Consider the following 26,883-nt stretch of genomic DNA (forward strand, 5'->3'; position numbering starts at 1 on the left):
CCCGGGGTTCACTCCCAGGTGCGGCTGCCGGGCGTGACGCTGAGCTGGTCGGCGGACGGCCACGACCAGTCGACGGTCTCGGGGTCGAGGTCCTCGTCGTCACCTGCCCAAGCGGTGTCAGGCGCTGGGGTCGGCCACCACGCCCACGAACAGCGGCGTGGCCGTGGCGAGGTGCACCAGCGCGTAGCCGAACGGGCGGTCGCAGGTGAGCTGCTTGGGCGGGCCGGCGGAGCCGCCGGCCTCCATCCCGATCGCCGTCGCCGCCGCGGCCTCGATGCCCTTCTCGTCGATGGCCACCACCGCCTGGTGCTGGACGAACCCGATGTGCAACCGCTCACGGTCGGTCATGGGCGAGAACTCGGCCCGGTCGGGGTCGAAGGCGTCCCGGACGCCGATCGCCGCCAGCGCGTCGGCCAGCGCCGCCTCGGTGCGGACCTCGAACTTCGGCAGCCCGACCGAGACCGGCGCGGTCTCGGCGCGCAGCAGAGCGGCCAGGGTCTGCGAGGTCAGCACGTCGGCGACCGGGGTGCCCTCGGCCGGCAGCACCAGGGCGAGCCCGAACCCGCCTCCGCGGATGGGCAGGACGGTGGCCGCGGCGTCCGGGCCGTCGACCCAGGGCAGGCCCATGCCGCCGCCGACGAGCCACGGCACCTGGACCGTGCCGCCGGGCGCACGGAAGGGCGCCTCCCCCTGGTCGAACAGCGGGCGCAGCCACGGCCCCGCGAACCGGAGCGCGTTGACGAGCACCATGCGGGTCATGGCGGTGACCAGCCCGGGCGGCAGCAACTCGGGGATCTTGTCGTGCGTGACCTCCTTCACCCACGCGTTGACCTGCGCGCGCGTGCCTTCGGGGTCGCCGGCGATGTCGCGCTCCTGCAGCGGGGCGCCGAACGCGGCGAGCGCGTCGAGGTAGGGCTGCTTCCAGCCGTGGTCGCGCTGGGCCCAGATCGCGTTGGCGCCGTCGAGTTCGACGCCCTCCTCGCCCGTCATCGCCTGCCAGGTGGTGTTCACGGCGGCGGCCAGCGTCGAGGCGTCCAGCCCCAGCACCTCGTCGAGCTCGGACGCCGTCCCCCCGGCTGCGCCCTGCCGCACCATCGCGAGGGCGGAGCCGATCGAGAACGGCGAGAGCGCCAGGTTCTCGGTGTCGGTGGCCAGCTGGGACACCAGCGCGTCGCCGAGGCGCCCGAACAGGCTGCCCGGGGGCTCGGGGAGGGTGGGGCCGACCCCGAGGGTGACGTCCACGCGGCCGCCGGGGGTGCCCGACGCGCACCCCGTGGCCCACGCGGCCAGCCCGAGCGCCAGAGCGGTGCGGAAGAGATCGCGGCGGTCCATGGGGGCTCCTTCGAGAGTCCGTCACCGGATCCACGCTCCGGAGGGGCACCGCGTTGCAGTCGCCGCAGGCTGTCGGCGGCCGGAAGGCGGGCTGTGGGCGGTCAGCCGGCGGCGATCAAGCGCTTGAGGGCGTCCACGTCGTTCGGCAGGGCCAGCACGTGGCGGGGCAGGTCCTCCAGGCCCGCGAAGCGCTCGGGGCGCTCCACGTCGTGGCCCAGGGCCTCGACGATCGTGGCCGAGAACTTCACCGGCAGGGCGGTCTCGAGCACGATCACCGGGCCGGTGACCTCGCCGGCGGCGAGCAGGTCGCGGGCGACCTTGACCCCGTCGGCGGTGTGCGGGTCGACCACGTAGCCCGAGCGGGCGGCCTCGGCGCGGATGGTCTCGAGCCGGTCGGCGTGGGTCGAGGAGCCGGCCACGAAGCCGAAGCGCTCGCGCACCTCGACGAACTCGGGCAACCCGGTGAGGATGAACAGCCCGTCGCGGGACAGGTCACGCCCGAACAGCCGCCGGATCGCCCACGCGTCGCGGCCGATCAGGTCGAAGACGAACCGCTCGAAGTTGGAGGCCTTCGAGATGTCCATGGACGGCGACGAGGTCTCGAGGGTCTCGGCCGTCCCGCGCACGCGGTAGACGCCGGTGGCGAAGAACTCCGCGAGCACGTTGTTCTCGTTGGTGGCGAGCACGAGGGTGTCGATCGGGATGCCCATCTCGCGGGCGATGTGGCCGGCACAGATGTTGCCGAAGTTGCCCGAGGGCACGGCGAACGTGACCCGCTCGTCGTCGCGCTCGGTGGCGCGCAGCCAGAGCGCGACGTAGTAGACGACCTGCGCCACGAGCCGGGCCCAGTTGATCGAGTTGACGGCGCCGAGGGAGTGCTCGGCCTTGAAGGCCAGGTCGGCGTTGACCTCCTTGACCAGGTCCTGGCAGTCGTCGAAGACGCCGTCGAGGGCGATGTTGGTGATCGCCGCGTCGTCGATGCTGAACATCTGCGCCTGCTGGAACGGGCTCATCCGGCCCGCGGGGGTCAGCATGAACACCCGTACGCGCTCCTTGCCGAGCATCGCGTACTCGGCGGCCGACCCGGTGTCGCCCGAGGTGGCGCCCAGGATCGTCAGCGTGCGGTCGCGGCGCTCGAGCTCGTACTCGAACAGCTCACCGAGCAGCTGCATCGCCATGTCCTTGAACGCGGCGGTCGGCCCGTTGCTCAGGTGCCCCAGCGAGACGCCGTCACCCAGATCCGTCAGCCCCACGATCGCGGCGTCGGAGAACTTCTCGGCGGTGTACGCACGCTCGCAGATCGCGCGCAGGTCGGCGTCGCCGATGTCGTCGACGTACAGCCCCAGCACGGCCGCGGCGAGCGCCGGGTAGCCCTCGTCGGCGAGCAGGGCACGCCACGAGGCCAGCGTCGGGGCGTCCACCCTCGGGTAGCTCTCGGGCAGGTAGAGGCCGCCGTCGGGGGCCAGGCCCTCGAGCAGGATGTCGCAGAACGGCAGCGGGGCCCGGCCGTCGACGTCGCGGGTGGAGATGTACTTCACGAGGCAGGAGCCTACCGGCGGGTCGCCCCGCCGGCCGGGCCCGATCAGCCGTCGGCCTCGTGCGCCTGCAGGAAGGTGTACACCTCGGTCTCGTCGACGCCGGGGAAGGCGCCCGGCGGCAGCGCGGCCATCATGTGCGTGCGCGCGCGGGCGCTCGGCCACACCTGCCCGCCCCACGCGGCCAGCAGGTCGGTCGGAGGGCGCCGGCAGCAGGCCTCGTCGGGGCACGTCGAGCGCGTGCGGACCCGGGTGTCCCGGCCCCGGAACCACTTGGCGTTGACGAAGTCGGTGCCCAGCGCGATCGAGTAGCGCCCGCCGGCGGTGCGCTCGACCCGCACGCTGTCCCAGTAGGTGCCCGCCGGGGTGTCGGTGAACTGGTGGAACGCCTCGCCCTCGGCGACGCCCCGCTCGAACACCTGCCGGGAGGCCCACTGCCGGCACACCGGCTGGCCCTCGATGGCGCCGGTCGGGTCCATGGGGAAGACGATGCCGTCGTTCTCGTACGCCTTGTACACGGTGCCGGTCTCGTGCACCTTCGCGAAGTGCAGCGGGAACCCGAGGTGGCGGGTGGCCAGGTTGGTGACGCGGTGCGCCGCGGTCTCCCACGACACCTTGAAGGCGTCGGCGATGTCGCCCACGTCGAGGTCGCGCGCGTCGGCGCCGGCGCGCAGCATCGCCACCACCCCCGCCTCGGGCAGGGTGATCGCGCCGGCCAGGTAGTTGGTCTGCACGCGCTGGGCGAGGAACTCGGCGTAGTCGGCCGGCGGCGTGTGCCCAAGCACGTGGTGGCCGAGCGCCTGCAGGAGCACCGAGCGCTGGTCGTGGCCGACCGTGGACGCCTGCCGGGCCAGGTAGATCCGGTGGTTGCGCAGGTCGATCACCGACCGGGTCGAGTGCGGCAGGTCGTCGACGTGCCGGACCTCGAAGCCCAGGTGGCGCGCGAGCGCGTTGACGTCCTTGGTCGTGAACGGCCCGCCGTCGTGCCGCACGGCCCTCAACAGCTCGGACGCCTTGGCCTCCAGTTCGCCGTAGTGGTTGCCCCGGTCGCGCATCTGGCCGCGGAGGACCGTGTTCGCCCGACGCGCCTCCTCGGGCGTGGCGATGTGCTGCTCCGAGAGGCGAAGCACCTCGCGGTGGAGCGCGACCATCGCCTCCAGGACGTCGTTCGGGGTGCGCGGCCCGACGCGGATCGGCGGGAGGCCCCGCGAGGTCGCCAGCGGCGAGCGCATGAACCCGTCGAGCTCGATCTCGAGCTGGGTCCGCTTGGTGGTCGGGCCAGCCAGGAGGGCGTCCAGCGTCACGCCGTACAGCTTGGCCAGCGCCTGCACGGTGGAGAGCTTGGCCTCGCGCTTGCCGTTCTCGATCAGCGACAGCTGGGAGATCGCGACGCCGATGGCCTCCGACACCTGGGCGAGGGTCATCCGGCGGCTCTTGCGCAGGGCGTTCAGCCGCCTCCCGAGGGTGAAGGCATCGTCCATCGGGTCGGGTTCAGGAGCGTTCTGGCGGCGCTGCCAGGGCGACGAAGTCACAATTTCAGTCTAGTGAAAAACGTCAGAAATTGACATGGGAACCCTCTGGCGGCTGTATCTCGACGTCGAGAAGATGAAGTCACGGAGGCAACGCAGCCACCGACACATAAGGAGAAGAGCATGTCGGAGATCACCGCCGAATCCCTGGCCAACGACTGGGCAACCAACCCCCGCTGGAAGAACGTCCGTCGCGACTACTCCGCCGAGGACGTCATGAGCCTGCGTGGCAAGGTGCAGGAGGAGTTCACCCTCGCCAAGCGTGGTTCGGAGATCCTGTGGGACGAGGTCAACAAGGGCGACGGGTACTACATCAACTCGCTCGGCGCGCTGACCGGCAACATGGCCGTGCAGCAGGTCAAGGCCGGCCTCAAGGCCATCTACCTGTCCGGCTGGCAGGTCGCCGGTGACGCCAACCTCTCGGGCCAGACCTACCCCGACCAGAGCCTGTACCCCGCCAACTCGGTGCCGGCCGTCGTCCGCCGCATCAACAACGCGCTCATGCGCGCCGACCAGATCGAGCACCTCGAGGGCATCTCCACCGTCGACAACTGGCTCGTCCCGATCGTGGCCGACGCCGAGGCCGGCTTCGGTGGCCCGCTCAACGCGTACGAGCTCATGAAGGGCATGATCGCCGCCGGTGCGTCCGGCGTGCACTGGGAGGACCAGCTCGCGTCCGAGAAGAAGTGTGGCCACCTGGGCGGCAAGGTGCTCATCCCCACCAAGCAGCACGAGCGCACCCTGAACGCCGCTCGCCTCGCGGCTGACGTGTCCGGCGTCCCGTCGGTCATCATCGCCCGCACCGACGCCGAGGCCGCCACGCTGATCACCTCCGACGTCGACGAGCGCGACGCCAAGTGGATCACCGGTGAGCGCACCTCCGAGGGCTTCTACAAGGTCAAGAACGGCATCGAGCCGTCGATCGACCGCGCGATCGCCTACGCCGACTACGCCGACCTGATCTGGATGGAGACGGGTACTCCCGACCTCGAGTACGCCCGTCAGTTCGCCGAGGCTGTCAAGGCCGAGAAGCCCGACCAGCTGCTCGCCTACAACTGCTCGCCGTCGTTCAACTGGAAGAAGCACCTCGACGACGCGACGATCGCCAAGTTCCAGCGCGAGCTGGGCGCCATGGGCTATGCCTTCCAGTTCATCACGCTGGCCGGCTTCCACGCGCTCAACTACTCGATGTTCGACCTGGCGCACGGCTACGCCCGCGAGGGCATGACCGCCTACGTGAAGCTGCAGGAGGAGGAGTTCGCCTCGGAGTCCCGCGGCTACACCGCCACCAAGCACCAGCGCGAGGTCGGCACCGGCTACTTCGACGCCGTCGCCACGATCGTCAACCCCGAGAGCTCCACCACGGCGCTGGCCGGCTCCACCGAGTCCGAGCAGTTCCACTGACAGGCAGCCCCAACCGGGAAGGGAAAAACACATGACCCAGGGAACCAACCCTGACTTCAACCCGCGGTTCAGCAAGCAGGCGCCCGACACCGCTCCGGGCGAGGAGCTGATCCTCACCCCGGAGGCCGTCGACTTCATCGTCGAGCTGAACGACCTGGCCACCGAGCGCCGCGACGAGCTCCTCGCCGCCCGCAAGGCCCGGCGTGAGGCGATCTCGCAGGGCACCGACCCGACGTTCCTGCCGGAGACGGCCCACATCCGGGCCGACGACAGCTGGAAGGGCGCTCCCCTGGCCCCCGGGCTGGAGGACCGCCGCGTCGAGATCACCGGCCCCACCGAGCGCAAGATGACCATCAACGCGCTCAACTCGGGTGCGCTGACCTGGCTGGCCGACCTCGAGGACGCCAACCAGCCGGCGTGGGACAACATGATCGGCGGGCAGCAGAACCTCTACGACGCGATCCGTGGCACCATCTCGTTCTCCTCCCCGGAGAAGGAGTACGCGGTCACCGCCGAGAGGACGCCGACCATCATCGTCCGCCCCCGTGGGTGGCACTACGACGAGAAGCACCTCTTCGTCGACGGCAAGCCGATGGTCGCCGGTGTCGTGGACTTCGGCCTGTACTTCTTCCACAACGCCCGTGAGCTGCTGGCTCGGGGCCGTGGACCGTACTTCTACCTGCCGAAGACCGAGAGCCACCTCGAGGCCCGCCTCTGGAACGACATCTTCGTCAAGGCCCAGGACCTCCTCGGCCTGCCCCAGGGCACCATCCGCGCGACGGTCCTGATCGAGACGATCACGGCCGCGTTCGAGATGGAGGAGATCATCTACGAGCTCCGCGAGCACAGCTCCGGCCTCAACGCCGGGCGCTGGGACTACCTGTTCAGCATCATCAAGAACTACCGCGACCGTGGCGAGGACTTCGTCCTGCCCGACCGCGCGCAGGTCACGATGGCGGTGCCGTTCATGCGGTCCTACGCCCTGCAGCTCGTCCGCGCCTGCCACCGCCGTGGCGTCAGCGCGATGGGCGGCATGGCGGCGTTCATCCCGAACCGCCGTAAGCCGGAGGTCACGGAGAACGCGCTGGCCAAGGTGCGCGAGGACAAGAACCGCGAGGCCGACGACGGCTTCGACGGCTCGTGGGTGGCGCACCCGGACCTCGTGCCCGTCTGCAAGGAGGTGTTCGACGCCAAGCTCGGGGACAACCCGAACCAGATCGACCGCCTCCGCGAGGACGTCGTCCCCGACGACAAGGCCCTGATCTCCCTGGAGATCCCGGGCTCGACGGTGACCGACGCCGGCGTCCGCACCAACATCGATGTCGGCATCCGCTACATCGAGGCCTGGCTGCGGGGCAACGGTGCCGTGGCGATCCACGACCTCATGGAGGACGCGGCCACCGCCGAGATCTCGCGCTCGCAGATCTGGCAGTGGCGCAACGCCGGGGTCACGACCGTCGAGGGCAACGAGGTCACCACCGAGTGGCTCGGCGAGGTGTTCGACGACGTGTTCAACGGCCTCGAGCGCTTCGAGGGTGACCGGTACGACGACGCCCGCGGCCTCTTCCAGGAGGTCGCCCTGGCCGACGAGTACCCGGACTTCCTCACCCTGCCGGCGTACCAGCGCTACGTGGCCTGACCGCCACGGGGCAACCCAGAACGGCCCCCTCTCCCGCGTGTAGCTCCTTATGCGCGCGGGCGAGGGGGCCCTCTGTGTTCCGGGCCCGGACGCCGCGGACTCAGGCCAGCGGCGCCACCGGTGGCCACGGGTGGGCGGACTCCAGCTGTGCAGCGAGCCGGAGGAGGACGTCGTCGCGCCCGCGGCGGCCGGTCAGCATGACGCCGATGGGCAGGGTCTGGCCGTCGACCTCGGCCCGCACCAGCGGCAGGCTGATCGACGGACGCCCGGTGAGGTTGGCCACCGACGTCCAGGGCGTGTGGTCGATCTGGGCGGCGAAGTCTGCGGCCGGGTCGGCGTCGTTGCGCAGCGCCCCGACGAAGGCTGGCGGCTGGGCGAGCGTGGGGGTCAGGACGACGTCCAGGCCGGCCCAGTTCTGGTCGACCTCGTACTCAAGCAGCTGGATGGCGGCCATCGCCTGCGCGTACTCGGCCCCGCTCACGCGGCGCCCCCGCGATCGCAGCCAGGACGTCATGGGGGTCAGCTCGTCCTCCACCTCGGGCGGCAGCGGGATCGAGGCCGCCCCCGTTGCCCAGACCGCGTCGAAGGCCGCCCAGCGCTCGGCGGGGAAGGCGCGCGGGGCGTCCGAGACCTCGTGGCCGAGGTCGGCCAGCCAGCCGGCCACGGTGGTCGCGGCCGCGACGCAGGCCGGGTGGACCGCGGCGGTGTCGGAGATGACCGGCTGGGTGGTCACGCCGATGCGCAGGCGGCCGGGCTCCCGGTCGAGGGCGGCGAGGAGGCTGCCCCATGGGGCGTCCGGGGCCAGCACGTCGAGGCCGAGCGCCGTGTCGGCGACCGTGCGGCTGACGACGCCGTCACAGACCAGGCCGGGGCCGGGCGTGCGGGTGGGGAGAGTGCTCACGACGCCCCGGGAGGGCTTGAGCCCGACGATGCCGCAGGACGCCGCGGGGATGCGGATGCTGCCGCCCCCGTCGGAGGCGTGCGCGATCGGGACGATGCCGGCGGCCACAGCCGCGGCGGCTCCCCCGGAGGAGCCGCCGGCGCCGCGCCGCGTGTCCCAGGGGCTGACGGCCGGGAGGCGGCCGGCCGGTTCGGTGTAGGCCGGGAAGCCGAACTCGGGGGCGGCGGTGGTGCCGAGCGTGGTGGACCCTGCGTCGACGAGTCGCTGGGCGACGGCGTCGGTGCGGCGGCCGATGTTGCCGACGAGCGCGCGGCTGCCGGCCTCGAAGGGGAGGCCCTCGACCTCGGTGAGCTCCTTGATCGGCACCGGGACGCCGGCCAGCGGCCCGGGGTCCTCGCCGCGCGCCACGGCCGCGTCGACCGAGGCGGCCTGCGCGAACGCCCGCTCGCGGGTGATCGCGGCGAACGCGCCGAGGACGGGGTCGAGGCGTTCGGCTGCGGCGAGCGCGGTGCGGGTCACCTCGACCGCGCTCCACTCCCCCGCCCGGACGCGCCGGGCGACCTCGACTGCGGGGGCGTGCGGATCGATGCTCATGCGCCCAAGCTAGCGCGTCGGGGCGTGTGACGGTTCCCGTGACATTTCCGGGTGGCAGGACCCCAAGGATCCTTGGGGTCCTGCCACCCGGAAATGTCACGGCGGCTCAGTGGGAGCGGGAGACCACCTGGTCGCAGAGGGCCGACAGTGCGTCGCGGGCGGGCCCCTCGGGCAGGCGGGACAGGTAGCCGCGGGCCACCTCGGCCCGGCGCTCGACCTCGGCGCGGGCCTCCTCCAGCACCGGGTGGGCGCGCAGGGCGGCGAGCGCCTCGGCGACCTCGTCCTCGTCGGTGATCGGCCGCGACGTCAGCTCAAGCAGGCGCGCGTCGTCGGCGCCGGCCGACGCACGCAGCATCAGCACGGGCAGCGTCGGGACGCCCTCCCGCAGGTCGGTGCCCGGCGTCTTGCCCGACGTGTCGGACGCGATGTCGATCAGGTCGTCGCTCAGCTGGAAGACGACGCCGATCTCCTCGCCGTAGGCGGCCAGGGCGTCCAGCACCTCCTGCGGGGCGCCGCAGACCATGCCGCCGAACACCGTGGACGCCGCGATCAGCGACCCGGTCTTGTCGGCGACCACCTCGAGGTAGTGCTCGAGCGGGTCGTCCTCGGCGCCGGGGCCGCGGGTCTCGGCGATCTGGCCCTGCACGAGGCGGGCGAACGTCTCGGCCTGCAGCAGCACGTAGTCGGTGCCCAGGGTCGCGACCGTGGAGGACGCGCGGGAGAACAGGAAGTCGCCGACCATGATGGCGACGGTGTTGTCCCACCGGCTGTTGGCCGAGGGGACGCCGCGGCGCATCTCGGCCTCGTCCATGACGTCGTCGTGGTACAGGCTGGCGACGTGGGTGAGTTCCATGACGACCGCCGCACGGTCGATGGCGGACGCCTCGGCGCCCGGGTAGAGCTGGGAGGCCAGGACGACCAGCAGCGGCCGGAACCGCTTCCCCCCGGCCGCCAGCAGGTGCTGGGCGGCGTCGGTGGTGAAGGCGGTCTGGGCGGCCGCGGTGTCCTTGAGGCGGGTCTCAACAGCGTCGAGGCGGTCGCGCACGACCGCCTCGAACGCCGGATCGACGTCGACGTTGAGCGAGGTCACCGCAGGAAGCCGCCTGCGAAGGTGGCGAGCTGCATGACCTGGTCGGGCACGAGGCCCAGCCAGACGGTGGCGACCGCGCCGATGACCACGGGGATCCACGTCCACGCGCTCGCGTTGCCGACGTAGACGCCCTTGGCCGCCGTGCCGCCGAACATGACCACGATCACGCGGAGGTAGAAGTACACCGCGACGAGGCTGGCCAGGACGGCCACGACCACGAGCCACCAGTAGCCGCCGCGCCATGCCGCCGTGAACACGGCCCACTTGCCGATGAAGCCACCGGTGAGCGGGATGCCCGCGAAGCTCAGCATGAACAGCGAGAACAGGCCGGCCACCCACGGGTTCTTGGCCGCCAGGCCGGACCACCCGGCGATGGTGTTCTCCTCACCGGCCGCGTTGCGGACCATCGTCACGATGGCGAAGGCGCCGACCGTGGCGAAACCGTAGGCCGCGAGGTAGAACATGATCGCGGAGGCCGAGGTGCCCTGGCCCGCCGGGACGACCTGCGTCGCGCCGACGATCGCCACGAGGATGAAGCCCGCGTGGGCGATGGAGCTGTAGGCCAGCAGGCGCTTGATGTCGGTCTGGGTGAGGGCGCCGATGATGCCCACGACCATGGTGAGGACCGCGAGCACCGCGAACAGCGGCTGCCAGGTCCAGCGCTCGCCGTCGAGGGCGACGTAGAACACGCGCATGGTGGCGCCGACGGCGGCGAGCTTCGTGGCGATGGCCATGAAGCCGGTGACCGGGGTCGGGGCACCCATGTAGACGTCGGGCGTCCAGCTGTGGAACGGCACGACGCCGACCTTGAACAGCAGGCCGATGGCGAGGAACGCCAGGCCGACCAGCACCAGGCCGTTGCTCCCCGCGTTGGCCGCGATGGCCTCGTGGATGCCGCGCAGGTCGAGCGAGCCGCTGAACACGTACAGCATCGCGATGCCGAAGAGGAAGAAGCCCGAGCTGAAGGCACCCAGCAGGAAGTACTTCAGCGCGGCCTCCTGGCTCAGCAGGCGGCGACGACGCGCCATGCCGGAGAGCAGGTAGAGCGGCAGCGAGAAGACCTCGAGGGCCACGAACATGACGATCAGGTCGGCCGAGGCCAGGAAGACCATCATGCCGCCGAGGGCGAACAGGCCCAGCGGGAAGACCTCGGTGTGCTCGTAGCGGGCGGCCGTGGCGTCCGACTCCTCGAGGGAGCCGGGCACCGACGCGGCGGAGGCCGCGAACGCGGTCACACCGCCGTTGAGCTGGCGCTCGGAGAACACCATGAACGCCAGGGTGCCGAAGACCAGCAGCGCGCCCCACATGAAGTAGGTCGGGCCGTCGAGCATGAGCGAACCCATCGCCATGCTGCCGCCGTACTGGCCGCGCCAGTTGATGACCAGGAAGGCGATCGACACCACGACGGTGGCGAACACCAGGGTCATCTGGGCGAGGAAACGGTACGCCCGGGGCAGGACGGCCTCGAGCAGGATACCGACGCACGCCGCCGCGAAGACGAGCAGGACCGGGGCCAGCGCGCGCCACTCAAGCGTGGGCGCCGCCATCTCCAGGACCGGCATGAGGAACGTCGACATCACTTGGCTCCCTTCACGACCGGGGCCGGGTCGGTGGTACCGACGTAGGCCAGGGTCGCCTTGGCGGTGGGCTCAACGAGCTGCACGGCGGGCTGCGGGACGAACCCGAGGAACAGCAGGATTCCGATGATCGGGACCATGACCGCCTTCTCGACGCCGGTCAGGTCGCGACCGGTGAACTGGGCGGCGGTGGCCTCGCTGATCGGGCCGGTCATCGTGCGCTGGTACATGCGGAGCACGTACACGGCGGCGAGCACGACACCGATGATCGAGACCGCGGTCACGATCGGGTAGCGGCTCCACGTGCCGGCGATCACCATGAACTCGCTCACGAACGGCCCGAGGCCCGGCAGCGACAGGACCGACAGGCCCGAGACCAGCAGGACGCCCGCGGTGACCGGGGCCACCTTCTGGACGCCGCCGTACGCGGCGATGTCGTAGCTGCCGGTGCGCTTGGCCATGAAGCCCACGACGAGGAACATGGCGGCGGTCGAGAAGCCGTGGTTGAGCATGTAGAGGATCGAGCCGCTCATCGAGGCGGTGGTGAAGGCGTAGATGCCCAGCACCATGAACCCGAAGTGGCTGACCGAGGTGTAGGACACCAGGCGCAGCAGGTTGCGGCTGCCGATGGCACCCAGGGCACCCCAGATGATCGAGACGACCGCGAACCACACCATGAACGGGGTGATCCACAGGGACGCCTCGGGGAACAGGCCCAGGCAGAACTTGATCATCCCGAAGGTGCCGATCTTGTCGAGCACGCCGACCAGCAGGGTCGAGGTGCCCGGGGTCGCGTTCTCGGCGGCGTCCGGCAGCCACGTGTGCAGCGGGACCATGGGCGCCTTGATGATGAACGCGATCAGGAAGCCCAGCATGAGCCAGCGGCCGAGGTCACCGTCGAAGCGGATCGCGGCCAGGTCGGGCACGAGGTAGGAGGGCACGCCCTGGGCGGCGCCCACGACGTACACACCGACGACCGACGCCAGCATGATGAGACCACCGGCGAGGCTGAACAGCAGGAACTTGACCGCCGCGTAGCTGCGCCGCACGCCGCCGAAGCCGACGATCAGGAAGTACGTCGGGATCAGCGTCGCCTCGAAGAAGAGGTAGAACAGCAGGACGTCGTTGGCCATGAAGACGAACAGCGAGAGGCCCTCGAGGATCAGCACCAGCGCGAAGAACGCCTGCGCGCTCCAGCGGTTGGCCGGGGGCTCCCACTCCGCGATCAGGACCAGCGGGGTCAGGATCGCCGTCATCAGCACCATCGCGATGCCCATGCCGTCGACGTCGAGGGCCCACCAGGCGCCGAACGCGCGGATCCAGGGCACCTGGACCGCGAGGTCGGTGCCGCCGGCGTGGAGCACCGCGACGGTGATCGCCACGGCCAGCGTGATGCCGGTGAAGACCAGGCCGAGCGCCCGCGCCGCACCCTTGCCCATCGGCAGGAGCAGCAGCACACCGCCGATCAGCGGCAGCAGGCCGAGGAAGGTCAACCAGGGGAATGTCATGTCAACTCCTCCCTCAACCCAGCTGGGTGAGGATCAGAACGGCACCCACGACCAGTGCTCCCAGCACCATGGTGAGGGCGTAGCTGCGGGCGTACCCGGTCTGCAGGCGGCGCATCTGCGTGGACAGGCCACCGAAGGCCTGCGCACCGCCGTCGACCATCCGGTCGATGCCCTTGGCGTCCGTGGTGTCGACGGCCGTGGCCATCGCGGTCGCCGGGGTCACGAACAGGAAGTCGTTGACCTGGTCGCCGAACAGGACGTTGCGTCCGGCCAGCGTGATCGGGTTGTTGGTCGCCGGGGCGGTCACCGGGATGGAGCCGCGGCCGAAGACCAGCCAGGCGGCCACCACGCCGAGGGCCACGACGGCCATCGTCATCCAACCGACCGGGGTCGGGACGAGGCTGAGCTCGTGCGGGTGGTTGCCCACCGCGGGGGCCAGCCACTCCTGGATCCAGAAGTTCATCACGATGCCGGACACGATCGACAGGGCGGCGAGGATGATCAGCGGGATCGTCATCACCTTCGGCGACTCGTGCGGGTGGACCCCGGGCTGCCAACGCTTCTCGCCGAAGAACGTCATCAGCATCAGGCGCGTCATGTAGAACGCGGTGATGCCGGCGCCGATCAGCGCGCACACACCGATGAAGGTGTTGTCGGCGAAGGCGGCCTCGATGATGTGGTCCTTGGAGAAGTAGCCCGAGAAGAACGGGAACCCGATGATCGCCAGGTAGCCCATGGCGAACGTCAGGAACGTCACCTTCATGACCTTGCTCAGCGCGCCGTAGTGGCGCATGTCCACGTCGTCGTTCATGCCGTGCATGACAGAACCGGCGCCGAGGAACATGTTGGCCTTGAAGAAGCCGTGCGTGAGCAGGTGGAAGATCGCGAACGCGTAGCCGGCCGGCCCGATGCCCGCGGCGAGCATCATGTAGCCGATCTGCGACATCGTCGAACCGGCGAGCACCTTCTTGATGTCGTCCTGGCTCGTACCGATCCAGGCCCCGGCGAGCAGCGTCACCGTGGCGACGACCACGACGGCCATCTGGGCGGTGGGCGCGGCCTCGAACAGGGCGTGGCTACGGACGACCAGGTAGACACCGGCGGTGACCATCGTGGCGGCGTGGATGAGCGCCGACACCGGGGTCGGGCCCTCCATGGCGTCCAGGAGCCAGGCCTGCAGCGGGACCTGCGCGGACTTGCCGCACGCGCCCAGGAGCAGGAACAGGCCGATGAGGGTGGCCCACAGCGGCTCGGTGCCGGCGGCGCCCGCGTTCACCTCGGTGAACTTGGAGCTGCCGAACATGGCGAGCATGGTGCTGATCGCCATCAGCATGCCGAGGTCACCGACGCGGTTCATGACGAAGGCCTTGGTGCCTGCGGCGGCGGCGGACGGCTTGTGCTGCCAGAACGAGATCAGCAGCATCGATGCGAGGCCCACGCCCTCCCAACCCACGAAGAGGATCAGGTAGTTGTCGGCGAGCACCAGCAAGAGCATGGCGGCCACGAACAGGTTCAGGTAGGCGAAGAACCGGCGGCGGCGCGGGTCATGGCTCATGTAGCCGATCGAGTAGACGTGGATGAGGCCACCCACGCCGGTGATCAGCATCGCGAAGAGGATCGAGAGCTGGTCGACCAGGAGGCCGACCTGGAAGCTCCACTCCCCCACGGTGAACCACGTGTACACGGGGGCCGACACCGCGCGCTCGGTGGCCGGGGCCAACAGCTGCTCGGCGAACAGGCACACCGCGATCGCGAACGACCAGAACACCGCCGCGGTGGCGACCAGGTGACCCCACGCGTCGGACAACTTGCCCGCCAGCAGGAGGAGGCCGGCCACGACCGCCGGGACGGCGATCATCGTCCACGCCCAGGTGAACATCCCGGTCGCGGCGACCGGTTCGGCGATGGTTTCGAGAAGGATCACGTCGCCCACCTCAGAGCTTCAGCAGGTTGGCGTCGTCGACCGAGGTCGAGCGGCGCGTCTTGTAGATCGAGACGATGATGGCCAGACCCACCACGACCTCGGCTGCGGCCACGACCATCACGAAGAAGGCCGTGGTCTGACCGTCGAGGGTTCCGGTGATGTGGGCACCGGCCACGAACGCCAGGTTGCAGGCGTTCAGCATCAGCTCCACGCAGAGGAACGCGACGAGCGCGTTGCGGCGCAGCATCACGCCGATGGCGCCGATGACGAACAGGATGGCGGCCAGGAAGAGGTAGTTCTCCGGGTTCATCACGGTGATCAGTCCTCCTCGTCCTCGTCGCGCACGGCCTCGATGGCCGCGAAGGTGCTGCCGGTGACCTGCGTGAGCGGGGCGGGGTCGATCGTGGCGCCGCGCATGACGAGCGTCTGGCTGATCGACTTCTCCGACACCGTGCCGTCCGGGAGCAGGGCACCGACGCCGATGGCGTTGCTGCCCGCGTACACGCCCGAGTTGGGCAGCGAGCCGGGGTGCTCGCCCTTGGTCTTGTAGGCGTACATGCGGTCGGCGGCGAGCTCGGGCTGGCCCTTGCGCGGGCGGACCCGCTGGCCGTGCGCCAGCAGCATCGCGCCGACGGCGGCCACGATGAGCAGGGCGGCCGAGAGCTCGAACACGAAGACGTAGCGACCGAAGAGCAGGTTGGCCAGCCCCTCGACGTTGCCCCCGAACTCGCTGTTCGCCGCGGCCACCGTGGCCGGCTCCGTGTGGAGTGCGCCGCCGATGGCGAAGAACAGGAAGGCCAGGATGCCGATCCCGCCGAGGATCGCCAGCGGGCGCTGGCCCTTCAGCGTCTCGACCGTCGAGTCGGGCGTGGTGATGCCGACCATCATGAGGACGAACAGGAACATCATCAGCACCGCGCCGGTGTAGACGATGATCTGCACCATCGCCAGGAACGGGGCGTCCAGCGACGCGTACAGGGCGGCGAGGCCCATCATCGTGACCGCCACCGACAGGGCCGCGTACACGGCGCGCCGGCTCAGCACCAGACCGAGGGCACCGAGGATGGTGAGCGGGGCCACCACCCAGAACGTCACCTCCGCCCCGGTGACGAGGGGAACGAGCAGGGTGTTCACGAGGCGACCTCCTCGGTCTCGGCGGGGCCGGTGCGCGTGTCCGGGACGCCGGTGGGCGGCAGGCCGAGGAAGTAGTCCTTCTCGTCGTTGCCCAGGCGCCGCGGGTGGGGCGGCTCCTCCATGCCCGGCAGCAGCGGGGCCAGGAGGCGGTCCTTGGTGTAGATCATCTTCTCGCGGGTCAGGTCGGCCAGCTTGAAGTCGTTGGTCATCGTCAGCGCGCGCGTCGGGCACGCCTCGATGCACATGCCGCAGAGGATGCACCGCAGGTAGTTGATCTGGTACACCGAGCCGTACCGCTCGCCGGGCGAGTAGCGGGCCTCCTCGGTGTTCGAGGCGCCCTCCACGTAGATCGCGTCGGCGGGGCACGCCCAGGCGCACAGCTCGCAGCCCACGCACTTCTCCAGGCCGTCGGGCCAGCGGTTCAGCTGGTGGCGGCCGTGGAAGCGCGGAGCCGTGATCTTCTCCTGCCCCTTCTCGGGGTAGCCCTGCGTGAAGGTCTTCCGGAACATCGTCCGGAACGTGACGCCGAAGCCGGCCCAGCCATCGAACAGGCCCATCACTCCACGTCCTTCCTGTCGTCGGTCTCGGTCGTGCCGTGGACCACATCGGCGAGCTCGGGCAGCGTCTGGCCGGGCATCGGGGGCACCGGGTAGCCGCCGGCGAAGGCGTCGAAGGGCTCGTCCACGTCGGCCATGCCGTCCACCTTGCCGTTGCCACCGCCGAGGAACATGACGGCGAGCAGGAGGGCGAAGACGACGCCGATGATGATCCAGAGCATCGGGCCCTGGAGCAGGCCGTGGTTCGTCAGGCCGCGCAGCAGCGCGATGACCATGACCCAGGCCAGCGAGATCGGGATGAGCCACTTCCAACCCAGGTTCATGAACTGGTCGTACCGGAAGCGCGGCAGCGACGCGCGCACCCAGACGAAGAAGAAGATCATCAGCTGGACCTTGATCACGAACCAGAGCAGTCCCCACCAGCCGGTGTCGGGGATGATGAAGCCCAGCGGCCAGATGGCCTTGTAGCCACCGAGGAACAGCGTGGTGACGACAGCCGACAGCGTCGTCATGTTGATGTACTCGGTGAGGTAGAAGATCGCGTACCGGAAGCCGGTGTACTCGGTGATGTGGCCCGAGACCAGCTCGGACTCACACTCGGGGAGGTCGAACGGCACGCGGTTGGACTCGCCCAGCATCGAGATCACGTAGATCACGAACGACGGCAGCAGGAGCAGCCAGTACCATTGCTGCAGGCCGAGCGGGTTCGCGCCGAAGAGCGGCAGGCCCTGCGCCTCGACGATCTGGCCGGTCGACATCGAGCCGGCGTAGAGGAACACCGCGACGTAGGACAGGCCCATCGAGATCTCGTAGCTGATCATCTGCGCGCTGGAGCGCATCGAGCCGAGCAGCGAGTAGGGCGACTGCGACGAGTAGCCGGCCAGCACGAAGCCGTAGACGGCGGTCGAGGCGGCGGCGAGCAGCACGAGCGCGGAGACCGGGAGGTCGGCGACCTGCAGGCGGGTCTCCACCCCGAACATGGTCACCTGGCCACCCATCGGGATCACCGACCAGGCGGTGAAGGCCGACACACCGGCGATGACCGGGGCCAGGGTGTACAGGACCCTGTCCACCATGCCGGGGGCGAAGTCCTCCTTGAGGAGGAACTTCAGGCCGTCACCCAAGGTCTGCCCCAGGCCGAACGGGCCGTTCATGATCGGGCCCTTGCGCTGCTGCATCTTGCCCAGCACTCGGCGCTCGAACCACACGTTGATGATCTGCCAGGTCAGCACCAGGATCACGATGCCGATGGCCTTGATCGCGACGATCCACCACGGATCGTTCATGACGAAGGGTTCAGGGGTCATGCCGCACCTCCGGTGACAGTAACGGTCTGGCCCGCCGTGACGCGGAGCTCCCCGAGCCCCTCACCCAGACGGTTGCCGGGGATCCACACGACCCCGTCGACCATGGAGTCCTCCACGAACAGCGGCAGGGTCACCTGTCCGCCACCCGCGGTGATCGTGACGTCGTCGCCCTCGGTGAGGCCGAGACCGGACGCCGTGGCCGGGCTGAGGCGCGCGACCAGCGGCTTGGCGGTCGCCTTGAGCGCGTCCGCGCCGTCGTTGGCGGCCGAGCCGTCGATCAGCAGGCGCCACGAGGCCAGGACCAGGCCCTCGCCCGCGGGGGCAACCGGCAGGTCCTCGTTCGGGGCCGCCGCGCGCTCGCCGTCCCAGATGCCGAGCTCGTCGAACTCGGCCTTGGCGGCCTTCGCGGTGCGGACGCCGAGGTCCGAACCCAGCGCGTCGGCGAGCATCGCCAGCGCGCGCAGGTCGGTCATCGGGGAACCGTGCGCCTTGTCGACGCGGTTGACCCGGCCCTCGCGGTGCTCCCAGTTCAGGAACGTGCCGGCCTGCTCCTCCAGCAGGCCGACCGGCAGCACCACGTCGGCGCGCTCGGTGACCTCGGAGACGCGGGTCTCGAGGCTCAGGACGAAGCCGGCCCGCTCGATGCCCTCGCGCGCGGCGACGGCGTCGGCGAAGTCGGTCGGCTGGACGCCGGACACGACCAGGGCGGCCAGGTCGCCGTTCGCGGCGGCGTACAGCATCGCCCCGGCGTCGAGGCCCGGCGTCGCGGGCAGCGAGGAGACGCCCCACGCGGCACCCACGTCGACGCGGGCACCGGCGTCGGTGACCAGGCGGCCACCGGGCAGCAGGTTCGGCAGGCAGCCGGCCTCGATGGCGCCCCGGTCACCCGCACGCCGCGGCACCCAGGCCAGGCGTGCCCCGGTGCGGCGGGTGAGGTCCACCAGCGCGGACAGCGTCGCGCGCGACCCGGCGGCACGCTCGCCCACGAGGACGATCGTGGTGGCGTCGGCGTCCAACTTGGCCACGACCTCGGCCTCCGTGCCGGGCACGGTCGGGACGAGGTGGGCGGACAGCTTGGCCTGGCCGTTGGTCAGGTACGGGGCCACCGCGACGACCTTGAGGCCCTTCTTGCGCGCCGCCTTGCGCAGGCGCAGGAAGACGATCGGGCTCTCCTCCTCGGGCTCGAAGTCCACGCAGATGACCTGCTTGGCCTGCTCGAGGTCGGCGTAGGTGACGCCGTCGCCGAGGCGCTTGCCGGCCACGGCGTGGGCGAGGAACTGGCCCTCCTCCACGGAGTGCTCGCGGGCCCGGAAGTCCACGTTGTTCGTCCCGAGCACGGCGCGGGCGAACTTGGCGTAACCGTAGGCGTTCTCGAGCGTGAGGCGTCCACCGGTCAGGACGCCGACGCTGCTGCCGGCGGCCTTGAGGCCCGCCACCGCGGCGTCGATGGCCTCGGGCCAGGACGCGGGGCGCAGGACGTCGCCGTCGCGGACCAGCGGGGTCGTGACCCGGTCGGCCTGGCGGCCGGAGCGGAAGGCGAAGCGACCGCGGTCGCAGTTCCACTCCTCGTTCACCTCGGGGGCGTTGCCGGCGAGGCGACGCTTGACCTGGAAGTGGCGGTGGTCGGAGCGCAGCTGGCAGCCGGCGGCGCAGATCTCACAGGTGACCGGCGTCGACACGAGGTCGAACGGACGGGCCTGGAAGCGGTAGTCGGCGCTGGTCAGCGCGCCCACCGGGCAGATCTGGACGACGTTGCCGGAGAAGTAGCTGTCGTACGGGTCGTCGGCGTAGATGCCGACCTGCTGCAGCGCACCGCGCTCGACCAGGGCGATGAACGGGTCACCGGAGATCTGCTCGGAGAAGCGGGTGCAGCGCGCGCACAGCACGCAGCGCTCGCGGTCGAGCAGGATCTGCGCGGACACCGACACCGGCTTGGGGAAGGTGCGCTTGACCCCGTCGTAGCGCGACTCGGCGTAGCCGTGGCTCAGGGCCTGGTTCTGCAAGGGGCACTCGCCGCCCTTGTCGCAGATGGGGCAGTCGAGCGGGTGGTTGATCAGCAGGAACTCGAGCATGCCCTTCTGGGCCTTCTCGGCGACCGGCGAGCTCACCTGCGTCTGGATCTGCATGTTCGGCGCGACCTCGAGCGTGCAGGACGCCTGCGGCTTCGGCATGCCGCGCCCGTTGCCCATGTCGGGGACCTCGACCATGCACTGGCGGCAGGCGCCGACCGGGTCGAGCAGCGGGTGGTCGCAGAACCGCGGGATGTCGATGCCGATCATCTCCGCGGCACGGATGGCGAGGGTGCCCTTGGGCACCTGCACCTCGGTGCCGTCGATGAACACCGAGATCAGGTCGCTCTTCTCGACGGCTCCAGCCTTGGCGTCGACGCTCATGCGTGGCCTCCAGCGGTCTTGACGGGGAACAGGGCGCTCTTGGCGTAGGGGAACAGCTCCCAGGCGGGCGTGGTGTAGCCGGCCTCGAACTCGGAGCGGAACTCCTTCACCGCCGAGGTCACGCAGGCGACGGCACCGTCGGCCAGGGCGCAGAACGACCGGCCACCGATGTTCTCGGCGACGTCGAGCATCTTCTCGATGTCGCCCTCCTGGGCCTGCCCGGCCTCGAACTTCTTCAGCATCTGCACGAGCCACCAGTTGCCCTCGCGGCACGGCGTGCACTTGCCACAGGACTCGTGCTTGTAGAACTCGATCCAGCGCAGCGTCGTGCGCACCACCGAGGTGGTCTCGTCGAAGATCTGCAGGGCGCGGGTGCCGAGCAGCGACCCCGCAGCCGCGACGGCCTCGAAGTCGAGCGGCATGTCGAGGGCGTCCTTGGTGAGGATCTGGGTCGAGCTGCCACCGGGGGTGAAGAACTTCAGCTCGTGCCCGTTGCGCATGCCGCCGGCCAGCTCGATGAGCTGGCGCAGCGTGATGCCCATCGGCGCCTCGAACTGGCCCGGGTTGGCCACGTGGCCCGAGAGGGAGAAGATGCCGTGGCCCTTGCTCTTCTCGGTCCCCATCGACGAGAACCAGGCGGCCCCGTTGGCGATGATGGCCGGGACGGACGCGATCGACTCGACGTTGTTCACGACGGTCGGGGACGCGTACAGGCCCGCGACGGCCGGGAACGGCGGGCGCAGGCGCGGCTGCCCACGGCGTCCCTCGAGGGAGTCGAGGAGCGCGGTCTCCTCGCCGCAGATGTAGGCTCCGGCGCCGGCGTGCACGACGAGCTCGAGGTCGTGGCCGGTGCCCAGGATGTTCTTCCCCAGGTAGCCGGCCGAGTAGGCCTCGCGCACCGCCTGCTGGAGGCGGCGGATCACGTGCAGGACCTCGCCACGGATGTAGATGAAGGCGAAGTGCGAGCGGATCGCGTAGGCGCTGATGATGACGCCCTCGACCAGCGCGTGCGGGTTGGCCATCATGAGCGGGATGTCCTTGCAGGTGCCCGGCTCGGACTCGTCGGCGTTGACCACGAGGTACTTGGGGTTGGGGTTGTCCTGCGGGACGAAGCTCCACTTCATGCCCGTCGGGAAGCCCGCGCCGCCACGGCCACGCAGGCCGGCGTCCTTGACCTCGTTGATGACCTCGTCGGGGGTCATCTTCAGCGCCTTGCGCAGGGCCTGGTAGCCGCCGCGGCGCTCGTAGTTGGTGATCTTCCAGGAACGCTCGTCGGCCCAGTTGGCCGAGAGGACCGGGGTGAGGGTGTCCGTCACTTCTCCTCCTCGCTCACCGGGGCCGGGACGTCCGGGGCCGTCCAGCCACGCTCGTTGGCGATCCTGAGGCCCACCAGCGAGGCACCGCCGGCGGCGGGACCCTCGTCGGCACGGCCGTCGGGGAAGCCGGCGATGACCCGCTCGGCCTCCTTCCAGCTGGTGATGGTGGCGCCACGGGTCGACTCCACCGGCTTGCCGGCGGCCAGGTCGTCCAGCAGGCGGTCGGCCTTCTCGGGGTCCATGTTGTCCATGAACTCCCAGTTGACCATCATCACCGGGGCGAAGTCGCAGGCGGCGTTGCACTCGACGGCCTCGAGGCTGAAGGTGCCGTCGGCGGTGGTCTCACCGGGGTGGATGCCCAGCTTGTCCTCGACGTGCTCCATGAGCGCGTCGCCACCCATCACGGCGCAGAGCGCAGTGACGCAGACGCCGACGTGGTGCTTGCCCGCCGGGCGACGCTTGTACATCGTGTAGAAGGTCGCCACACCGGACACCTGGGCCGCGGAGATGCCCAGCACCTCGGCGCAGGCCTCGATGCCGCGCGGGGACACGCGGCCGTCGACCGACTGCACCAGGTGGAGCATCGGGAGCAGCGCCGACCGGGCCTGCGGGTAGCGGGCCGCGAGTTGGCGCATCTCCTCGATGGTCTCGTCGGTGATGTTCGTCGCCTGGTCGGTGAGGTCGACGCCCCCCGACTCGGGGAAGAACGACTGGAACTCGTGACCGCTCACCGGTCAACACCTCCCATGACGGGGTCGATCGAAGCCAGGGCCATGATCACGTCGGAGATCATGCCGCCCTCGCACTGCAGGGGCACGGACTGCAGGTGGTTGAACCCTGGGTCCCGCATGTGCGCGCGGTACGGCCGGGTGCCACCATCGGAGACGATGTGGCAGCCGATCTCGCCCTTGGGCCCCTCGATCGGCACGTAGGCCTGCCCCGCCGGGACGCGGAAGCCCTCCGTGACGACCTTGAAGTGGTGGATCAGCGCCTCCATGGACTCACCCATGATGTGCTTGATGTGCTCGTGGCTGTTGCCCTGGCCGTCGGGCCCCACCTTGAGGTCGGCCGGCGTGCTGATCTTGGCGTCGGTGTACATCACCGGCTGGCCGACGGACTGCTCGAGGCGATCGGCGACCTGCTCGACGATCTTCAGCGACTCCCACATCTCGTTGTAGCGCACGAGGTAGCGGCCGTAGCAGTCGGCCGTGTCCTCGACGGGCACGTCGAAGTCGTAGGTCTCGTAGCCGCAATAGGGCTGGGTCTTGCGGAGGTCCCAGCCGTAGCCGGCCGAGCGCAGCAGCGGGCCGGTGACGCCCATCGCCATGCACGCCGCCAGGTCCTGGACGCCGACGTCGATGGTGCGGCCCTTGAAGATCGGGTTCTCCTTGATCAGGAGGGCCAGCTCCGGGAGGTGCTTCTTCAGCCAGCTGATCAGGTTGCGCAGGTCGGTGATGCCGTTCTCGGGCAGGTCGACCGCCACGCCGCCGGGGCGGATGTAGGCGTGGTTCATGCGGACGCCGCTGACGGCCTCGAAGAAGTCGAGGATCATCTCGCGCTCGCGGAAGCCGGCCATCATCACCGAGGTGGCGCCCAGCTCGTTGCCCGTGGTGCCGATGGCGACGAGGTGGTTGCTGATGCGGTTGAGCTCCATCATCAGCACGCGAATCTGCGTGGCGCGCTCGGGGATCTTGTCCTCGATGCCGAGCAGGCGCTCGACGGAGAGGCAGTAGGCCACCTCGTTGAAGATCGGGGCGACGTAGTCCATGCGGGTCACGAACGCCGAACCCTGGGCCCAGTTGCGGAACTCCATGTTCTTCTCGATGCCCGTGTGCAGGAAGCCGATGCCCGGGCGGACGCTCTTCACCGTCTCGCCCTCGGTCTCCAGGATCAGGCGGAGGACGCCGTGGGTCGCGGGGTGCTGCGGGCCCATGTTGATGACGAGGGTCTCGTCACCGCGCTCGGCCTGCTCCTGCTGGATGTCGGCCCAGTCGCCGCCCATGGGCATGTAGACCGTGCCCGTGGTCGCCTCGGATCCCTGGGCGTAGTAGTCGTGGTCCTGGCTCACCGGTATTCCCTCCGCTGGTCCGGGGGCGGCACAACGGCGCCCTTGTACTCGACGGGGATGCCGCCGAGGGGGTAGTCCTTGCGCTGCGGGTGGCCCACCCAGTCATCCGGCATGAGGATGCGGGTCAGGGCCGGGTGCCCGTCGAAGATGACGCCGAACATGTCCCACGTCTCCCGCTCGTGCCAGTCGGCGGCCGGGTAGGTGGGGACGACGCTGGGGACGTGCGGGTCGGCGTCCGGAGCGGTCACCTCGAGCCGCACGCGGCGGTTGTGGGTGTAGGAGAGCAGGTGGTAGACCACGTGCAGTTCGGCGCCGGCGTCGGACGGGTAGTGGACGCCGGAGACGCTCATGCAGCCCTCGAAACGCAGGTGGGCGTCGTCGCGCAGGGCGCGGACGACCTCGACCAGCTTCTCGCGGGGGACGAAGATCGTCAGCTCGCCGCGGTCGAACAGGACGCGGGAGATCGCGCCGTCGACCAGACCCTCCAAGCGGGTGAGGAGGCGCTCGTTCGCGTCGTCCAGCGGACGCGCGGACGACTGCACGGGCAGGTACTCGCGGACGATGCCGCCGTAGCCGGAGGTGTCGGGCGAACCCTCGGACCACATGCCCGACCGGGTCACGGGCGGGCTGGGCTCGACGTCCTCGCGCTCGAGGCCGGCCACGGGGGCCGAGTCGGGGTTGGGGACGACGTCGCCGTCGATCGTCTTCTCCTCGCCGGGGAGCTTCTCGTCGCTCATCGCATGAGGCCCTTCATCTCGAGCGTGGGGGTCGCGGCGAGCTGGAGCTCCTCCAGGTCCTCCAGAACCTTGGCGCGGTGGGCGCCCATCGGGTCGCGGAGCACGATCTCACGCAGCTTGAACATCCCGTCGATGAACATGTCCGGACGCGGCGGGCAGCCGGGCACGTACACGTCGACGGGGACGATGTGGTCGCCACCCTGGACGATGGCGTAGTTGTTGAACATGCCGCCGGAGCTGGCGCACACGCCCATCGCCATGACCCACTTCGGGTTCGGCATCTGGTCGTAGACCTGCCGCATGACCGGGGCCATCTTCTGGCTCACGCGGCCCGAGATGATCAGCAGGTCGGCGTGGCGGGGCGAGGCGCGGAAGGCGACCTGGCCCCAGCGGTCGGCGTCGTACCGGGCGCAGCCGAACGCCATCATCTCGATGGCGCAGCAGGCCAGGCCGAAGGTGGCCGGCATGATCGAGGCGCGGCGCATCCAGCCGGCGATGCCCTCGATCGTGGTGGTCAGGATTCCCGACTCGGGGAGTGCGTCTTCGATACCCATTTCAGATTCCCTTTCCTACCGGCTCAGTCCCACTCCATGCCGCCGCGCTTGTACTCGTAGTAGTACGCGATGCACAGCAGCAGGAGGAACACGATCATGGAGAGCACGGCGAACATGCTCAGCTGGTCGAACGCCACCACCCAGGGGTAGAGGAAGGCGATCTCGACGTCGAAGACGAGGAACATCATCGCGGTGATGTAGTACTTCACCGGGAAGCGCCCACCGCCGGCGGCCCTGGGGGTCGGGTCGATGCCGCACTCATACGGCATGTACTTCACCTTGTTGTACGTCTTCGGGCCGATGACCAGCGAGGCCACGATCATGACGGCCAGGAGGATGGCCGAGAAGAACAGCACCCCAAGGATCGGAACGTAGGGGCTCATCGCACCCTTCCCTTCTGGTAGTACGTCATGCCGACGGCACCACCCTCGTCAACGACGTGATGGTCTTGTCCATCCAGTCACCGTCCTTGGTGTCGTACAGATGGGCCAGCAGCTTCATCGTGAACTTCATCAGAGTCGGCCTGGGCAAACCGTATCGCGTACAGAGCCGCATGATCTCGGGACGCTCGATAAGCGACACGAAGACTTGACCGAGCCTGAAGTAGCCACCCCACTCGTCCTCGAGGCGGGTGCGGTAGCCGTGGAGGGCCTTCTCGGCGCCGGGCGTCCCGAAACCCCTGCTGCGGGCGTCGGCGATGGCGTCGGCGGCCATGTCGGCGGCCTCCATCGCGTACGGGATGCCCTCGCCGTTGAAGGGGCTCACCATGCCGGCGGAGTCGCCGACCAGGACCAGCCCGCGGTGGTAGGCGGGCTTGCGGTTGAAACTCATCGGGAGGGCGGCCGAACCGATCGTGCCGACCATGTTCTCCTGCGTGAGGCCCCACTCGGCCGGGAAGTTCGCGAGGACCTTCCACATCAGGTCGCGGAAGTTCATCTTCGCCGACGCCGCCGAGCTGGAGACCGTGCCGAGGCCGAAGTTCACGGTGCCGTCGCCGAGGGCGAACAGCCACGCGTAGCCCGGGAGGAGGTTGGACTCCCCCGGCTTGCCGTCCCACAGCTCGAGGTGGCTTTCCATGAGGTCGTCGTGGGTGCGGGCCGGGCTGGTGAAGTAGGCGCGCGCCGCGACGCCCATCGGGCGCTTGCGGTTCTTCTCCAGGCCCATCGCGATGGCCAGGCGGCTGGAGTTGCCGTCGGCGGCGATGGTGATCGGCGCGCGGTACTCGACCCCCGCCTTCGTCCGGACGCCGACGATGCGGTCGGTGCGCTCGTCGATGATCGGGTCGGAGACGTTCGCGCCCTCGTGGAGGGTGGCCCCGGCGTCCACGGCGAGGCGGGCGAGCATCTCGTCGAAGTCGCCGCGCCGGCGGGTGAGGCCGTAGTTGGGGAACTCGGCCAGCTCGGGCCAGCGGAACTCGAAGGGCTCGGGGTGGCCGCCGTAGGTGCGCAGGCCGTGGTTGTGCACCCAGCCCGCCTCCTCGGAGACGTCGACGCCGAGGCGCACGAGCTGCTTGGTCGCGCGCGGGGTGAGCCCGTCGCCGCAGACCTTGTCGCGGGGGAAGGTGGCCTTCTCCAGGAGCGTGACCTGGAGGCCCCGGTCGGCGAGCCACTTCGCGGCGGTCGAACCGCCCGGGCCCGCGCCGACGACGATGACGTCGGATTCGACCACCGACTGCGCCGCGCGCTGCTCGGTCATCGAATCACACCCCTCCTCAGGGCACCACGCGGTGCCCGACTCCGGGTCAGTCTAGGGAAGTCATCAGACAAGCGCCATTTAGCGGCCGC

At 69.9% G+C, this 26,883-nt stretch carries 22 protein-coding genes; 2 read left to right on the forward strand and 20 right to left on the reverse strand.

Annotated elements, in window-relative coordinates; genetic code table 11:
• Nucleotides 1-117: 117 nt before the first annotated feature.
• The 3 genes from J4N02_RS12515 to J4N02_RS12525 form a co-directional block, all read right to left on the reverse strand.
• Nucleotides 118-1,332, reverse strand: coding sequence for a serpin family protein (locus J4N02_RS12515; protein ID WP_188332898.1), 1,215 nt, complete (start codon nucleotides 1,330-1,332; stop codon nucleotides 118-120).
• Between the two features lie 101 nt (nucleotides 1,333-1,433).
• Nucleotides 1,434-2,870, reverse strand: coding sequence for a threonine synthase (thrC, locus tag J4N02_RS12520; protein WP_188332899.1), 1,437 nt, complete (start codon nucleotides 2,868-2,870; stop codon nucleotides 1,434-1,436).
• Nucleotides 2,871-2,914: 44 nt separating this feature from the next.
• Nucleotides 2,915-4,399: a helix-turn-helix transcriptional regulator gene (locus J4N02_RS12525; RefSeq protein ID WP_243760800.1), complete on the reverse strand. Its 1,485-nt coding sequence runs from the start codon at nucleotides 4,397-4,399 to the stop codon at nucleotides 2,915-2,917.
• Nucleotides 4,400-4,519: 120 nt separating this feature from the next.
• Between J4N02_RS12525 and aceA the strand changes: the two genes are divergently transcribed.
• Together aceA and aceB are read left to right on the forward strand one after the other, a co-directional pair.
• Nucleotides 4,520-5,800: an isocitrate lyase gene (gene aceA / locus J4N02_RS12530; protein WP_182815500.1), complete on the forward strand. Its 1,281-nt coding sequence runs from the start codon at nucleotides 4,520-4,522 to the stop codon at nucleotides 5,798-5,800.
• Between the two features lie 31 nt (nucleotides 5,801-5,831).
• Nucleotides 5,832-7,439 carry a malate synthase A gene (gene aceB / locus J4N02_RS12535; protein WP_188332900.1) on the forward strand — a complete coding sequence of 536 codons (1,608 nt, stop codon included), beginning with the start codon at nucleotides 5,832-5,834 and terminating at the stop codon, nucleotides 7,437-7,439.
• Between the two features lie 100 nt (nucleotides 7,440-7,539).
• Here the strand turns inward: aceB and J4N02_RS12540 are convergent, their stop codons facing one another.
• From J4N02_RS12540 to J4N02_RS12620, 17 genes are all read right to left on the reverse strand, one after another.
• Entirely contained in the window at nucleotides 7,540-8,934 is a 1,395-nt protein-coding gene (locus tag J4N02_RS12540) for an amidase (protein WP_188332901.1), read from the reverse strand.
• 106 nt (nucleotides 8,935-9,040) lie between these two features.
• The gene (locus J4N02_RS12545) at nucleotides 9,041-10,024 is read right to left on the reverse strand and encodes a polyprenyl synthetase family protein (RefSeq protein WP_375539337.1); all 984 of its coding nucleotides are present in this window, start codon (nucleotides 10,022-10,024) and stop codon (nucleotides 9,041-9,043) included.
• On the reverse strand, nucleotides 10,021-11,601 hold the full coding sequence (nuoN, locus tag J4N02_RS12550) for an NADH-quinone oxidoreductase subunit NuoN (protein WP_223202224.1): 1,581 nt from the start codon (nucleotides 11,599-11,601) through the stop codon (nucleotides 10,021-10,023). The genes J4N02_RS12545 and nuoN overlap by 4 nt, the downstream gene beginning before the upstream one ends.
• A complete protein-coding gene (locus tag J4N02_RS12555) occupies nucleotides 11,601-13,109 on the reverse strand; it encodes an NADH-quinone oxidoreductase subunit M (protein WP_182815493.1) in 1,509 nt (502 codons plus the stop codon). Before J4N02_RS12555 ends, nuoN begins: the two co-directional genes overlap by 1 nt.
• 13 nt (nucleotides 13,110-13,122) lie before the next feature.
• A complete protein-coding gene (gene nuoL, locus J4N02_RS12560; RefSeq protein ID WP_188333003.1) occupies nucleotides 13,123-14,988 on the reverse strand; it encodes an NADH-quinone oxidoreductase subunit L in 1,866 nt (621 codons plus the stop codon).
• 55 nt (nucleotides 14,989-15,043) lie between these two features.
• Nucleotides 15,044-15,343: an NADH-quinone oxidoreductase subunit NuoK gene (gene nuoK / locus J4N02_RS12565; protein WP_188333004.1), complete on the reverse strand. Its 300-nt coding sequence runs from the start codon at nucleotides 15,341-15,343 to the stop codon at nucleotides 15,044-15,046.
• 8 nt (nucleotides 15,344-15,351) lie between these two features.
• The gene (locus tag J4N02_RS12570) at nucleotides 15,352-16,167 is read right to left on the reverse strand and encodes an NADH-quinone oxidoreductase subunit J (protein ID WP_182815491.1); all 816 of its coding nucleotides are present in this window, start codon (nucleotides 16,165-16,167) and stop codon (nucleotides 15,352-15,354) included.
• Nucleotides 16,164-16,724: an NADH-quinone oxidoreductase subunit NuoI gene (gene nuoI, locus J4N02_RS12575; protein WP_182815489.1), complete on the reverse strand. Its 561-nt coding sequence runs from the start codon at nucleotides 16,722-16,724 to the stop codon at nucleotides 16,164-16,166. The genes J4N02_RS12570 and nuoI overlap by 4 nt, the downstream gene beginning before the upstream one ends.
• Nucleotides 16,724-18,031 (reverse strand): NADH-quinone oxidoreductase subunit NuoH, encoded by a 1,308-nt coding sequence (nuoH, locus tag J4N02_RS12580; protein ID WP_188332902.1) that lies wholly within the window; start codon nucleotides 18,029-18,031, stop codon nucleotides 16,724-16,726. The genes nuoI and nuoH overlap by 1 nt, the downstream gene beginning before the upstream one ends.
• Nucleotides 18,028-20,424: an NADH-quinone oxidoreductase subunit G gene (locus J4N02_RS12585; protein WP_188332903.1), complete on the reverse strand. Its 2,397-nt coding sequence runs from the start codon at nucleotides 20,422-20,424 to the stop codon at nucleotides 18,028-18,030. Before J4N02_RS12585 ends, nuoH begins: the two co-directional genes overlap by 4 nt.
• Complete coding sequence (gene nuoF / locus J4N02_RS12590; RefSeq protein WP_182815483.1) at nucleotides 20,421-21,740, reverse strand: NADH-quinone oxidoreductase subunit NuoF; 1,320 nt, start codon at nucleotides 21,738-21,740, stop codon at nucleotides 20,421-20,423. Before nuoF ends, J4N02_RS12585 begins: the two co-directional genes overlap by 4 nt.
• A complete protein-coding gene (gene nuoE, locus J4N02_RS12595; protein WP_188332904.1) occupies nucleotides 21,737-22,471 on the reverse strand; it encodes an NADH-quinone oxidoreductase subunit NuoE in 735 nt (244 codons plus the stop codon). The genes nuoF and nuoE overlap by 4 nt, the downstream gene beginning before the upstream one ends.
• A complete protein-coding gene (locus tag J4N02_RS12600; protein WP_188333005.1) occupies nucleotides 22,468-23,748 on the reverse strand; it encodes an NADH-quinone oxidoreductase subunit D in 1,281 nt (426 codons plus the stop codon). Before J4N02_RS12600 ends, nuoE begins: the two co-directional genes overlap by 4 nt.
• Before the next feature lie 56 nt (nucleotides 23,749-23,804).
• Nucleotides 23,805-24,545: an NADH-quinone oxidoreductase subunit C gene (locus J4N02_RS12605; protein WP_188332905.1), complete on the reverse strand. Its 741-nt coding sequence runs from the start codon at nucleotides 24,543-24,545 to the stop codon at nucleotides 23,805-23,807.
• A complete protein-coding gene (locus J4N02_RS12610; protein ID WP_182815477.1) occupies nucleotides 24,542-25,099 on the reverse strand; it encodes an NADH-quinone oxidoreductase subunit B in 558 nt (185 codons plus the stop codon). Before J4N02_RS12610 ends, J4N02_RS12605 begins: the two co-directional genes overlap by 4 nt.
• Nucleotides 25,100-25,122: 23 nt before the next feature.
• Complete coding sequence (locus tag J4N02_RS12615; protein WP_182815475.1) at nucleotides 25,123-25,482, reverse strand: NADH-quinone oxidoreductase subunit A; 360 nt, start codon at nucleotides 25,480-25,482, stop codon at nucleotides 25,123-25,125.
• Between the two features lie 25 nt (nucleotides 25,483-25,507).
• Nucleotides 25,508-26,794: a geranylgeranyl reductase family protein gene (locus J4N02_RS12620; protein WP_182815473.1), complete on the reverse strand. Its 1,287-nt coding sequence runs from the start codon at nucleotides 26,792-26,794 to the stop codon at nucleotides 25,508-25,510.
• Nucleotides 26,795-26,883 lie beyond the last annotated feature (89 nt).

Source organism: Propioniciclava sp. MC1595 (assembly GCF_017569205.1).
Classification (GTDB): Bacteria; Actinomycetota; Actinomycetes; order Propionibacteriales; family Propionibacteriaceae; genus Propioniciclava.